The organism is Granulicella sp. WH15 (assembly GCF_009914315.1).
Lineage (GTDB): Bacteria > Acidobacteriota > Terriglobia > Terriglobales > Acidobacteriaceae > Edaphobacter.
Window position 1 is genome coordinate 4,631,336 of sequence record NZ_CP042596.1, and the last position, 13,560, is coordinate 4,644,895.

Annotated in this window: 9 protein-coding genes; 3 read left to right on the forward strand and 6 right to left on the reverse strand. The window is 60.2% G+C overall.

The window, feature by feature from the left end; all coding sequences use genetic code 11:
* The first annotated feature begins 44 nt into the window (after positions 1-44).
* The gene (locus FTO74_RS19160; RefSeq protein WP_162539576.1) at positions 45-3,107 is read left to right on the forward strand and encodes a TonB-dependent receptor; all 3,063 of its coding nucleotides are present in this window, start codon (positions 45-47) and stop codon (positions 3,105-3,107) included.
* 159 nt (positions 3,108-3,266) lie between these two features.
* On the forward strand, positions 3,267-4,460 hold the full coding sequence (locus tag FTO74_RS19165; RefSeq protein WP_162539577.1) for a histidine-type phosphatase: 1,194 nt from the start codon (positions 3,267-3,269) through the stop codon (positions 4,458-4,460).
* A gap of 80 nt (positions 4,461-4,540) precedes the next feature.
* Here the strand turns inward: FTO74_RS19165 and FTO74_RS19170 are convergent, their stop codons facing one another.
* The 4 genes from FTO74_RS19170 to FTO74_RS19185 form a co-directional block, all read right to left on the reverse strand.
* Complete coding sequence (locus tag FTO74_RS19170; protein ID WP_162539578.1) at positions 4,541-5,179, reverse strand: response regulator transcription factor; 639 nt, start codon at positions 5,177-5,179, stop codon at positions 4,541-4,543.
* 75 nt (positions 5,180-5,254) lie between these two features.
* A complete protein-coding gene (locus FTO74_RS19175) occupies positions 5,255-5,557 on the reverse strand; it encodes a hypothetical protein (protein WP_162539579.1) in 303 nt (100 codons plus the stop codon).
* Positions 5,558-5,759: 202 nt separating this feature from the next.
* Positions 5,760-7,157 carry an ATP-binding protein gene (locus FTO74_RS19180; RefSeq protein WP_255462394.1) on the reverse strand — a complete coding sequence of 466 codons (1,398 nt, stop codon included), beginning with the start codon at positions 7,155-7,157 and terminating at the stop codon, positions 5,760-5,762.
* 47 nt (positions 7,158-7,204) lie between these two features.
* Positions 7,205-7,909: a response regulator transcription factor gene (locus FTO74_RS19185; protein ID WP_255462395.1), complete on the reverse strand. Its 705-nt coding sequence runs from the start codon at positions 7,907-7,909 to the stop codon at positions 7,205-7,207.
* 149 nt (positions 7,910-8,058) lie between these two features.
* Between FTO74_RS19185 and FTO74_RS19190 the strand changes: the two genes are divergently transcribed.
* The gene (locus tag FTO74_RS19190; protein ID WP_162539582.1) at positions 8,059-8,847 is read left to right on the forward strand and encodes a hypothetical protein; all 789 of its coding nucleotides are present in this window, start codon (positions 8,059-8,061) and stop codon (positions 8,845-8,847) included.
* A gap of 269 nt (positions 8,848-9,116) precedes the next feature.
* Here the strand turns inward: FTO74_RS19190 and FTO74_RS19195 are convergent, their stop codons facing one another.
* Positions 9,117-12,296 (reverse strand): efflux RND transporter permease subunit, encoded by a 3,180-nt coding sequence (locus tag FTO74_RS19195; protein ID WP_162539583.1) that lies wholly within the window; start codon positions 12,294-12,296, stop codon positions 9,117-9,119.
* A 12-nt stretch (positions 12,297-12,308) separates the two neighbouring features.
* Positions 12,309-13,547 (reverse strand): efflux RND transporter periplasmic adaptor subunit, encoded by a 1,239-nt coding sequence (locus FTO74_RS19200; protein ID WP_255462396.1) that lies wholly within the window; start codon positions 13,545-13,547, stop codon positions 12,309-12,311.
* Between the last annotated feature and the right edge of the window lie 13 nt (positions 13,548-13,560).

Here is a 13,560-nt window from a genome sequence, read left to right on the forward strand (position 1 = left end):
GCACGCGGTCCGCCTGCGCACGCATCACTATGGAAAGAGGCCTTATGTCACATGTCAGGAAAAATCTGGGCAGCAGCGTCACAGTTCTGCTGCTGAGTCTGCTGTTTCCTTTACACTCTCCGGCTCAGTCTGCACCAGCATCATCTGCCTCCATTGCCTCCACGCAAGCAACCAAGGGACTCATCATCGGCACCGTCGTCGATAACGCGGGCGCGTCAGTTCCGGGAGCAAAGCTGCAACTGGCTCCCCTCGGCGTCACTGTGGTCTCGAACGACCAGGGCCAGTTCCGGCTGCCCGAGGTGCCCGCCGGTAAGTACAGGCTGACGGTCTCGTACGTCGGCTTCGCGCCGCTTACCTCGGAAGTGGAGCTGGCGCCGGGACAGAGCCTCAACCTGAACCTTGCTCTCAAGGTCAACTCTTCGAGCGAGCAGATTATGGTCACCGCCGAGCGTCCGCACGGTGAGGCCGAGGCCATCAACCAGACGCGCACCGCCGATAACATCGTGCAGGTGCTGCCCGCTGAGGTCATCACCAGCCTGCCCAACGCCAACGTGGCCGACGCCATCGGACGCCTGCCGTCGGTCAGCCTGTATCGCATCGAGGGCGAGGGTGTTTATATCCAGATTCGCGGCACGGAGCCGCGCCTGACGAACGTGACGGTTGACGGCATCACGATCCCGGCTCCCGAGCCTACGGTGCGGCAGGTGAGGCTTGACGTGATTCCGTCGGACATGGTCGAAGCCATCGAGCTAAACAAGACGCTCTCAGCGAATCAGGATGCGAACGGCATCGGCGGCTCGGTGAACCTGCGCACCAAGGAGGCAGGCGAGCAGCCGACGCTCAACCTCTACGGCAATGGAGGGTATACGCCTATCTTGAACGGGCGCGGGTCTTACGCGACGGGAGGAACGGCTGGCAAGCGCTTCGGAGTGAAGAAGCAGCTGGGGCTGCTGGGCAATGTGGTCTACGACTACAACGGTCGCGGTATCGATAACATTCAGCCGTCGCTCGATCCGCTCTCCACGATGGCGCAGCCCTTCTACGACAACAACACCATCCGCGAGTATCGGTACTATCGGTATCGTTATGGTTTCGACGGCAGTGCCGACTATAAGTTCAACGAGAATAACAGCGTCTATGCGCACGGCTTCTACAGCGACCTGAAGGACTGGGGCGATAAGTGGTATTACCAGCCTATCTCGACGGCATTGACCGCCACTGGCGTGCTGCCTAGCCCCACGGGTACCTCACCGGCGCCCAAGTTCTACACGTCGAGCAAGCGGCCTAACGCTTCGGTAGGCACGATCATCCTGGGTGGACGCGATGCTCACACCGACTCTCTATTTACCTGGCAGATCTCCGCGTCGCGCTCCTATGAGGTCGACTCGGCCGGTAATCCCAAGGCTGACTTCTCCTGGATTGGGCCTTCGGTCAACTGCAACTTCTCGCCCAGCGCGCAGACCGACCTGTATCATCCGCGCTTCGGCAACTGCGATAACAGCCCCACGTCGCCGATGCTAAACCCGAATAACTTCATCTTCAAGGACATCACCATCTCCAAGGGCAACAATACGCAACTGAACCTGACCGCGCAGACCTCTTACGCGAAGAACTACAGCACTCATGGTTACTTCGGAACCTTCGAGGCCGGCTTCAAGTTCAGCAACGCGCACCAGAGCCAGAACTCTACCGAGACTGTCTACGATGGATGGTCCACTAAAGCTGGCTCCGGCACGCCTACGATTGCTCAGTTACAAAGTAACTTCAATAACACTGACTACTTCAACGGGGCTTACTTCGGCGGACACTACGGCCCGGTCTCGGACTTCAACCTGGTGCAGGACTATACGCTCGCTAACTTCTCCGGCTATGTCGACGGACAGAAGACTGCGGCGGATATCTATCCCAATCTCTTCCACACGGTGGAGCAGATTACCGCTGGCTACCTGATGAACACGATCGATATCAAGAAGCTGCACCTGCAGGCCGGACTGCGCTTTGAAAATACGCGCATGATGACCTTTGGTTATAACCTGACCTTCTACGGAACTTACAATCCTAAGACGGGCACTTACTCGGGTGGCTCGGCTTCGGCACCTTGCGCGGCTACTCCTGTACCTCCGGCTCCGGGTAACTGCTATGTAGCTACCGGGATCAATAACAACCCTTCTTATCTGGACGTGTTACCCAGCATCCAGGCGCGTTATAGCCTTACTCCTAACTCGGCTCTCCGCGCTGTCTATGCGCGTGGCGTGGCTCGGCCCGATCCTTACCAGCTAGTGCCGTATGTCAATGAGGACAGCACCTCCAGCCCCGTCTCGGTCGGCATCGGCAACCCGGCGCTGCGGCCGGAGCACGCGAATAACTACGATGTACTCTATGAGAACTACCTGAATCCGCTCGGACTGATCCAGGCGGGCTTCTTCTTCAAGCAGCTCAATGCACCGCAGATCCAAACCACGCTGCCCGGCGGACTGGACCTTTCCAACTTCCCTCCGGGCTACTTTCCGGCCGCGTTGCAGACGGTACTCGCGCAGTATCCCGGCGACGCCATTACGCAGTTCGTCAACGGTCAGAACGCGTGGCTCTATGGACTTGAGCTGAGCTACCAACAGCATCTCAGCTTCCTGCCCGGCGTGCTGCGCGGACTGGGTATCGCAGCTAACTACAGCTATACCGCCTCGCGTGAGAAGGGCGTGCCGCTACGCACCGATCATCCTACCCTGATCGACCAGTCGCCAAATATGTGGAACCTGAGTCCGACCTACGATACCAAACGTCTTTCGGTGCGATTGGGAATGACTTACAACGGGGCTAGTCTCTTCTCTTATAACTACGTCGCTCCCTCGCTCGTACCTGGTGCCGACCCCAGCGGACTTGGCGCTAAGGGGCCTTCGGGCGATGTCTACACGCTGACTCACTACCAGGTGGACGCGCAGGCGAGTTATCGCTTCTACAAGGGTTGGAGTGCCGTGGTCTCGGGTCTCAACCTGAATAACGAAGTATTTGGTTACTACACGGGCAGCACGCAGTTTGTAAATCAACGCGAATATTACAAACCCACTTATACAGGTGGTATCCGCTATAACTTTCAGCGCAACCGCTAAGTTATTCCTGACTTACTCGAACTAATAACCTGCTCAGGAGATAGAGTGCCGATTTACTGGATGAAACGTATAGTAATGGTTTGTATTGGTGTAGTGCTCTTGCAGTCTTCGCTGGCTCAGGCGAAGACTGCTGCAGCAAAGAACCAGGAACGGCTCAGGATGGTAGTAATCCTGAGCCGTCACGGTGTCCGTTCTCCTACGTGGGCACCGGCCCGGTTGGATAGTTACTCCGCGAAGCCGTGGCCCCGGTGGAATGTGCCGCCGGGAGACCTTACCAGCCGCGGATACGGGCTGATGAAGCTCTTTGGTAGTTACGACCGAGCTTCGTTTGCACAGTCGAGCCTGTTTCGCGCGCAGGGTTGTGAAGATGCTGCCAGCACTTACATCTGGGCGGACGTCGATCAGCGTACTATGGCCAGCGGACATGCTCTTGCCGAGGGTCTTTTTCCAGGCTGTGCGCTTGCGGTGAACTCTGCGGAAGATAAAGCGGATGATCCTGTCTTTCACTCCGGCACCAAGGGCGTGACGCCTGCGCAGGTCGAGGCCGCATTCGCAGAGTTGGATGCGCGCGTGAAGCAGATGCATGATGCTAAACAGAGTGAGTTGATGGAAGAGATGCAGCACGTATTGCTGGGCTGTGCGCCCAAGGTAAGCTGCACCCCCGCGCAGATGCCTGCGACGATGCTGGTCGGCGCGACCACAGTGGCCGCACGAGGCAATGGTAAGGGCGATCATCTCGTCGAGCTGCAAGGGCCGCTGCCGCAGGCCTCCAGCTTCTCCGAAGACCTGCTGCTCGAGTATGCCGATGGGATGCCTATGGCGCAGGTCGGCTGGGGCAATGTAGACCAGGCGCAGCTCAGTAGGTTTCTGGAGCTGCACTCCGACTACTTTGAACTAATCCATCGCACGCCTGCGCTGGCCAGGATCGAGGCGTCGAATATGTTGACGCATATTGTCCGCACGCTGCAGCAGGAAGTAGAGCAGAAGCCCGTCGCCGATGCGATCGGGCCGGTGGGCAGCAAGCTGGTGATGCTTGTCGGACATGACACCAATCTTGCTGGTGTTGCGTCTCTGCTGGGTGTGCACTGGATGCTCGATGGCCGCGTGGATGACACGCCGCCGGGAACGGAGTTGGCCTTTGAGCTTTGGCAGAGTGCTGATGGCACTTACTCGGTTCGTGTAAGAGCCGCCATGCAGACGCTACAGCAGATGCGCGATATGCAGACGCTGACTCTGGCTGCTCCGCCTGCTCACAAGATGTTGAACCTGCCCGGCTGCTCCGCGAAGGCGGATGCTTGCGGGTGGGAGAAGTTTAGCCAAGTGGTGAAGACAGCAACACAGGGAACAAAATAGTTCCCTGCCGTTACTGAACCCCATGTCTCGATTCTGAGGCATGGGGTTATTTCTCAATGGCACGGCTACCGGACAAAGTGCTATCCCTCTGGATCAATCAACGCGTAACCCTCACCTCTGCGTGTAAGAAGCCGCCGCGGCTTCGATGGATCCTCTTCGATCTTCTCGCGCAGACGCCAGATATAAACGTCCACCACACGGCGATCCTCAATCTCTTTGCATGGAAGCCAGAGATTTTCGAGCAGCTCTTCCCTGCTCAGGACGTGCCCCGGACGCTCCATGAAGTATGCCAGCAGATTGAACTCCGTGGGGCTGAGCTTCTGGCGTTGATCGCCAATCGCAACCTCCATACCCTCGCGATAGAGATCGAGTGCGCCGAGCGACTGCTTCTCCTCTTCGAACGAAACAGCTTCGTAGTTACGCAGCACCGCCTTCAGGCGCGCCGTTAATTCCCGCGCCGAAATCGGCTTCAGCAGGAAATCATCCGCACCTGCATCGAGTGCAGTGACCTTATCCTCTAAGCGTGCAGTCGCTGCCAGAACGATCTTGCGGATCGACCTGGTGCGCTTCAGGCTGCCCAGCGCGACGAGGATCTCTTCCAACTCCGGCTGCCACAGGGGAACATCGAAGAGGACCAACGCGGGCATCTGCTCGAGCGCCGCACGCATGGTCTGGGTGGAGTCCGTAAGCCATGTCGGTGCGATCTCTTCTTTATCCATAGCCTCCTGCACGCACCCGGAGGGCACGCCAGGAGGATGGACGATTAGAATCCGCTTCCGCATTGTGATTGACCTTTACGGTATGTAGTAGCGGAAGCTGGTGTAGACGAAGTTATTGGTGGCCTTGGGATCGCCGCCGACTCCGGTCCAGCCCTCGCGCGTCGGGTAGCTATAGGCCACGCCGTACTGCAGACGACCGGCAGGCCCATACGCGCTCACCCGCGAGGAAGCAGCCAGGAAGCCGCCGGGGAGCTGCGTCTCGATGGAGGGCGCGGCGGACTGCTTCACCTTGCGTTGGGATGTCGGCTTCGGGTGCTTGTTTACAGGGGCCTGGGCCTGAGTGACGGATGTAACCGCCGCCAAAGATGCAACTGCCATTGCTAACTTGAGGTGCGTTTTCATACCTTCTCCGAGGAAGCGGTGCAGGTCGAATCTTACGCAAGACAATCAGCCGATCCAGCAGATGTGACGCAAATGTAAGGAAGATGTAAGGGTGCTTTGGCACCGTTCTCGGGGAGGTATGGGGAGTAATCTTCCGGGCGTCCTCCGTTGGTCGGCAACGAGCATTGTTAGCTGCTTACTAAAAGTTAGCGTGCTCGTATGCAGGGACTTCGATGTGGCAGAGTGAGCCGTTCGCGTGGTTCGGCTCGAAGTAGATGTCGCCACCGTTGCTCTCGATAGCTAGCTTGGCAATCGCCAGGCCCAGACCGGCTCCTTGTACTGCAAGCTCACGTACCTCGCGCACGCGGAAGAAGCGCTCGAAGACGCGTTGACGGTCCTGCTCCGAGATGCCGGGGCCATGGTCCTGAATCGAAAGCCGGATGAAACCTCGTCCACTGCGCTCGATGCGGTCGTACGTGAGTATGACGCTGCTGTTGGCCGGAGAGAACTTGAGCGCGTTGTGCAGCACGTTCAGGATGCAGGTACGCAGAAGAATTCGATCAGCAACGACAAGGCTTTCTGCGACCAGCTCGTTCTGCTGCACCAGGCGGATATGCTTCTCCTCCATCACCACATCGAGCAACGCGATGATGCCTGCTACTACTTCCCTCAGAGGAAACGTCGCTACCTGAAGAGTGATTTCACCCGCCTCTGCACTGGAGATCAGAAGCAGGCCTTCGACGGTCTGGTTCAGGCGCGCCGTCTCTTCCAACATACTGCTGATGGCTTCGCGGTATGCGCCGCGTGATTCGCCATCGTGCAGTACACTCTCGCCTACGGCGCGGATGGAGGCGAGCGGTGTCTTCAGCTCGTGCGCTGCGTCGGCGGTGAAGCGTTGCAGTTGGGCGAACGAACGTTCCAATCGGGATAGCAGCGAGTTGAGCACGCGTGCCATGCGGCCAAGCTCGTCGTCCTCGTCTTCGATCTCTAGGCGTCCATGCAGGTTACTCGCGGTGATCTGCTCGGCCCGTGCGGCCATCGAATCGAGCGGGGCCAGGGCACGCCGCGCGATCTGGTAGCCTGCGAATCCTGCAACGATCAACGCCAGTGGAAGCGCGAGCAGCAATGACAGCAGGAAGTGCTGCATACGCACGGCCAGCGGCGTAAGTCCGTAGCCGAGGCGGATCAGGAGCATCCTGCCCTCGACCGGGTGGCGGTGGCTAATCATCAGCACGTGCGTGCCGTCGGCCAGATGCACCATGCGCTCGTTGAAGGAGCTGCTGCCTTCATCGTCCTTCTGAGTGCCACCCAGGACCATCGCGCCCAACGTGTCGCTGCGATAGAGGACGTTGCCCGCGAGGTCGTGAATCTCCATCAGGCGATCGACCAGCAGGTGCGATTGCGGGTGCGAGTAGTAGTCCTGGCGGAGCTGCAGAGCGCCGTGATCGTCGAAGTAGAGCAGCCCCTCTACCGTCTCCACATCTTGAATCTCGTCGTGGTAGATCTGCGAGGTCAACAAGCCATACTGGAAGATGTAGACCACGACCAGGTACACGGCGAGCACCACGGTGAGCACGCCCACGTACCAGAGGGTCAAGCGAATCCGCACGCTTTTTGGACGCAGGCTCCCAGGCCACAGGCGGATCATGCCTCCGGTTCTCCGAGGATGAAGCCCACGCCGCGCACGGTGCGCAGCAGCTTCACTGGAAACGGATCGTCCAGCTTGCGGCGCAGGCGCGTCATCTGCACGTCGATGACGTTGTCGATGGGCGTGAAGCGCGAAGTCTCGTGCCATACATCACGGGCCAGCATCTCGCGTGAGACCGTACGGCCCTTGTTCTGGAAGAGGTAGATCAACAGGTCGAACTCGCGCAGGGTCAGCTCGAGCTTCGCGCCCGCTCGCCATGCGGTGCGCGTGTCGATGTTGATCTCGAGGTCGTCCAGTTGATAAGCGGCTGACGACGCTACGGCTTTGCCGCGACGCGAGAGAGCACGCAGACGCGCCGCAAGCTCAGCCATGGAGAAGGGCTTCAGCAGGAAGTCGTCGGCACCGGCATCGAGAGCGGTGACGCGGTCATCGAGCGAGCTGTTTGAGGTAAGGATAAGAATGGGGATCGGGTCGCTCATGCTGCGGACCTGCCGTAGCAGCTCCATGCCGCTGCGCCCGGGCAGCCCCAGGTCGAGCACCATCATGTCGGGGTGTTGGCTGTGCAGTACGAAGAAGGCGTCCTCGCCACTGGATGAGTGCAGCACCTCAAAGTTCGCCGCACGCAACCCCGTAATGATCGCGTCGGCGATCTTTCGTTCATCTTCGACGACTAGAACGCGTTCGCTCGCTGGCGTAGCCAAACCGATTCCCTCCTTCATTCATCATTAGGCAGCCAACAGGAGGATGCAACCGCTAAAGGCCCCTGAAGGACCAACGTAAGGAATATGTAAGTGGGGCGTAAGTACCCCCGATGGTTCAATCAAGCCACTCAGTACCCGGAGGTACTCCCATGGTTGCATCGATCCTCACCGTTGGACTTCTCGCCCTTGGCGCCAGCAACCAGCAGGCCGCCACTGCGGCGACGGAAGCTCTTCCCGTCTCCACCACGATTCCCATTGTCTTCACCAAGGCCATCGACGCGAATAAAGCGCACGTCGGCGACCTGGTGAACGCGCGCACCTCGCAGGTTGTCATCCTCGGCAAGGGGCATGTGCTTCCTGCGGGATCGCAGGTCATCGGCCACGTTGTGCAGGGCAGCGGCTTTACCTATGACCGCACGCCCTACGCCAAGCAGAAGGCATCTTCGCTCGCCATCCACTTCGACAGCATCGTCGATCATGGTGAGAAGCTTCCGCTCTCGGTATACGTTCGTGCGATCGCTGACCCCATCACCACCTGGGATGCGACCAAGCCGAAGGCGAGCGATCTGGACCCCGACAGCACCACGACTCAGGTGGGCGGCGATCTCGTCACACCGTCGCAGTCCGAGGTGATCTCGCCGTCGGAGGAGGTGGTCGGATATCAGCGGCGGTCGGGTGTTTATGCGCACCTGATCCCGGCCAGCGGCAACTCTCCCGAGGGCTGCGATGGGTCCGAGACGGAGCAGTCGATGGGCGTCTTCTCGGCCTCGGCGTGTGGGCTGTATGGCTTTGCGGATACGACTCTGACTCAGAGTGGGCGTAAGTCCGATGTGGGGACGCTGGTGCTCGAGTCGCGTCGGCGCGCGCCTAAGATCTATGCGAATAGCAGTGCGTTGCTTGAGGTGACGGAGCCGGATCATAACGTGGCTTCGCGTTAGTTCAATGGTTGTAAATAAAACGCCGGACCCGGTATGGGTTCGGCGTTTTTTGCGTTGAAATAAATTCAAAATCATTATTTGTTACATGAATTGAAAATTGAAATACGCGAAGCATCCAAGACCGCACGAAGTGCCGCCCGCCCGGCGTTAGGGCGCTGTTGCCGTTGTCGTTGTGGTTGAGAAAAAAGCATACTTCGGGGGCTAAAGCCCGGGCCTACCTCAGAAACAACCCTAAGAACAACAGCAACGACACAAGCTCGAAGATCAAGTTATGCGGTTACGGCTTGCGCGGCATCGGGCGCGCGGTTGCAGTACGCCAGATAGAATCCCGCTGGCACGATGAAGACCGTAAGCATCAGAGACATTCCCAGGCCACCGATGAGAGCCTGCGCCAGTGGGGCATAGGCCTCGCTGCCCTCGCCCAGCTTGAGCGCCATGGGCAGCAGGCCGATGAGCGTGGCCAGAGTCGTCATCAGGATGGGGCGGAGACGGACGCGACACGATGTAGTAACGGCCTCGCGGACGCTCATGCCCTCTTTGAGCAGGTGGTGTGCGAACTCCACAATGAGGATCGAGTCCGAGCAGGAGATGCCGGTCAGCATGACGATGCCCATGAGGCTCATGACGTTGAGCGTGGTGCCCCAGAGGAGCAGCGCCAGGATGACGCCGGTGAGGCCCGGAGGCAGGGCCAGCAGGATGATGAAAGGATCGAGGAACGAACGGAACTGCGCCGTGAGGATGAGGTACAGCAGGATAATCGAGAGGCTAAGGCCGATGGCGAAGCTCTGGAACGACGCGTTCATCGACTGCACGCTGCCTGCCAGCACCACGTCGATACCGTGGGGCGCGGGGTTCGCGGCCACGATCTTGCGGATCTCGCGCGAGACGTAGCCGAGGTCTTCGGTCTTGGTGCGCACGTAGATGTCGGCCTCGCGACGGATCTGGTTGTGGTCCAGCTCGGTGGGCGAGTCGAAGCGCGTGATGTCGGCGACCATGTCGAGGCGCGTGGGGCGTGTGACATGCTCGCCGTGCAGCGGGATGGCGCGGAGGTCGTCGAGCGATTTGACCTGGCCCTCTTTGTACATGACCGTGAGGAAGTAATTGTTGCCGTTGTTGGGATCGACCCAGATGCTCGGCGCGATCATCTGATTGGAGGTGAGGGCCGTGATGACGTTGGAGACGACCTCCTTCTCGGTGAGGCCGAGTTCGCTGGCGCGGTTGCGATCAACGTTCAGGCGCAGCGAGGGATAGTCCACGTCTTGCGGGATATAGACGTCGGCTACACCTTTGATAGACCGCACCTGCGCGGAGATGCGCTGGGCCAGGGCGAAGTCGCCCTTGAGGTCTTTGCCGCTGACGCGGATGTCGATGGGTGCGAGCGCGCCCATGTTGAGGACGCCATCGACCAGCGAGCCGGAGGAGAAGAAGAGTTGCAGTTCGGGCATCTCGCGTGCAGCCGCGGCCTTGACCTCGTCGATGTACTTGAAGCTGCTGGTCTCGTGATCGGGCTGGAGCGAGACCTGCATGAAGCCGGTGTGCATGGCCGAGTTAGTAGAGAAGAGCGAGGAGAAACCAGGGTCGATGCCGATGTTCGAGACGATGATGCCGATGTCGTGCTTGGAGACGATGCGGCGGATGATGCCTTCGAGCTTGGCCGTCTCCTCTTCGGTGGCGGTGATCTTGGTGCCGGAGGGAGCCTTGAAGTTGATGACGAACTGGCCTGCATCGGTGCGCGGGAAGAAGGAAAGACCGAGCAGGGGGAAGAGCGTTAGTGAGAGCAGGAACATGCTGGCCGCTCCGAGCAGCACCAGCTTGGGCCACGCGAGAACGTGCACTACCAGCTTGTCGTAACGGTTGAGGATACGCTCGAAGAGGCGGTTGAATGCAAGGTTGAAGCGGGTGGCGATGCCTGCTTTGTGACCGGGCGCGGCCTCGATGATGTGCTCGGTCTCAGCCGACTCATGCGGCAGATCGCCGTGCGGGCTCTTGATAAAGCGAGCGCAGAAGAGCGGCACGACCGTCATGGCCACGAAATAAGAGCAGGCCAGCGAGATGACCACGGCCAGCGCGAGCGCGGTGAAGAGGAACTTGCTGACGCCGAAGAGAAGCGTGACGGGAAAGAAGACGACCATCGTGGTCAGGGTTCCGGCGAGGACTGGAAGCGCAACTTCGCGGCCTCCCTTTTCAGCCGCGACTGTAGGGGCTTCACCCGCTTCGAGATGGCGGAAGATGTTCTCGAGCACCACAACCGAGTTGTCGATGAGGCGCGAGAGCGCAAGCGCAAGGCCGCCGAGGATCATGCTGTTGATGGAGCTGCCCGCAAGTTGCAACACGAAGAACGTGGCCAGCAGCGAGAGCGGGATGGAGAAGAAGACCGCAAGCGTGGCGCGGAAGCTGCCGAGGAAGATCAGGATCATCAGGCAGGTGAGGAAGAGACCGATGCCGCCCTCATGCAGCAGCGTCTCAATCGCGGTGCGGACGAAGCGCGACTGATCGAAGACCACACGGCTCTTCATCGTGGGCGGAACGTCGTACAGCTTGTCGAGTGTGGTGCGCACACCATCGACGATGGCGATGGTGTTGGAGTCGCCGCCCTGCTTGAAGATGGGCAGGTAGACGCCGCGCTTGCCGTCGATGCGAACGACGTTGTACTGAAGCCCGAAGGAGTCCTTGGGCACTGCTACATCACCAACACGGACGGGGTTCTGGCCGACCATCTTGATGGGCACCTGCGCGATATCGCTCGGCCCCTTGAGCATAGCGTTGGTGTAGATGTTGTAGTCGTAGCGGCCGATCTGCACGTCACCAGCGGGCAGGATGACGTTGGAGTCGTTGACAGCGCGCACCACGTCCATGGGGCTGAGTTGGTTGGCCTCGAGCTTGTAGGGATCGGTGTAGAGCATGATCTGGCGCCACGGTCCGCCGAAGGGCTGCGGGACGCTGGCACCGGCTACACCGGCTAGCTGGTTGCGAACGAAGTTCTGCGCGGTGTCTTTGAGAACGCTCTCGGTAAGGCCGTTGCCGTTCAGAGTGACCAGCGCCACCGGCAGACTCGATGCGTCCTGTTGCAGCACGATGGGCGGAAAGGTGCCGGGTGGAAGGTCGCGCATATCGCTCATGGCGAGCGTGGAGATGGAGGTGGCCGCAGCCGCGGGATCGGTGCCCACGCGGAAGAAGACGCGGATGATGCTGACGCCGGGGAGCGAGCGCGACTCCATGTGGTCGATGCCGCCCGCGAGCGTGAACATGCGCTCCAGGTGATAGGTGATGTTGGTCTCGACCTGCTCGGGCGGCATACCGGAGTAGAAGGTCGCGACGGCGATGACGGGGATGTTGACCGGCGGGAACATGTCCACCGCCATGCGCGCGGTGCTGACCGTGCCCAGGATGCTGATGAGCAGGCAGAGGACGATGATCAGGTACGGATTACGGATGGCAAAACCAGACATGTGCGCGGCCCTTTATTTGTGTGGGGTGTCGTAGGCGGCTGGGCGGGGATCGACCTGCTGGCCATCGGAGAGGCCGGTGTGACGGCCCACTACGAGCACGTCGCCCTCGTGAATGCCGGAGAGGATCTCGACGCGGTATGGAGTCTGAATGCCGACCGTAACGTTGGTGATGGCGATATGGTTGTTTCGCACCACGAAGACGCTCTGCGTGGGACCGCCCAGGCCATCGACGGCATCGAGCGGCACCGAGAGGACGTTGGGCCGGTCGGCCAGATGCAGGTGAACCTCGGCGTACATGCCGGGAACAAGTTTGCCGTCCTTGTTGGGCACGTCGACCTCGGTGTCCATGGTGCGGGTGGACATCTGCAACGAATCGGCGAAGCGCGTCACCCTGCCGGGGAAGGTGCGGCCCGTCGTGACGACGTTGACATCTACCGGGCCGCCTACATGCACGTCGGCCACTGCCGATACCGGCACCGGCAGTGTAAGCCGCAGCAGGTTATCCTGCGCCAGCCGCACCACCGGCATCGACTGACTCGAAGAGGCAATGCCTGCCTGGATCATCGAACCCGTGTTGGCATAACGCTTGGTGACTACGCCCGCAAACGGTGCGCGGATCGTGGCGTATTGCAGCATGGTCTCGGCGCGGTCACGCTCGGCCAACGCCTGCGAGCGGCTTTGCTCGGCCGACTGCAACATAGACTGCGCACTCGCCAAAGCAGCAGCGCCTTCGAGGTCATGCGCCTGGGCAACATCGACGTCCTGCCGTGGCACCAGCCCCGGATCGTGTTTCACCACCTGCTCGATGCGCGTGAAGGAGAGGTGAGCCATGTTGGCTCCGGCCTTGGCCCGCTCGACACCGCTCCGGGCCGTGGTGATGTTGGCCTCTGCCGCAAGCACCGCCGCGCGCGCCTTGGAGACCTCATTCTGTAGCTCGGGCACTTCCAGCACCGCGAGCACCTGCCCCTGTTTCACATGGTCGCCGATATCGACGGAGATCGTCTTGACGTAGCCCGCCACCTTAGCCATCACATCGACGTCCTGATAGGGCGTGAACTCGGCGCTCAACGTAAGCTCGTTCGAGAGGCTGGCGCGAGCCACCGTGATGACCGGCACGGCGAGCGTGGCCGTCGCGGCTGCGGCTGGCTTGTCGGTCTTGCATCCGGCTAGCGATCCCGCCAGCATGAGACCTCCGAAGAGAGAGAGCAGTTCGTGTGTGCTGCGCCGCGCGTGGAGCGTGTGACTCGTCAAAACAGTCCTCCTA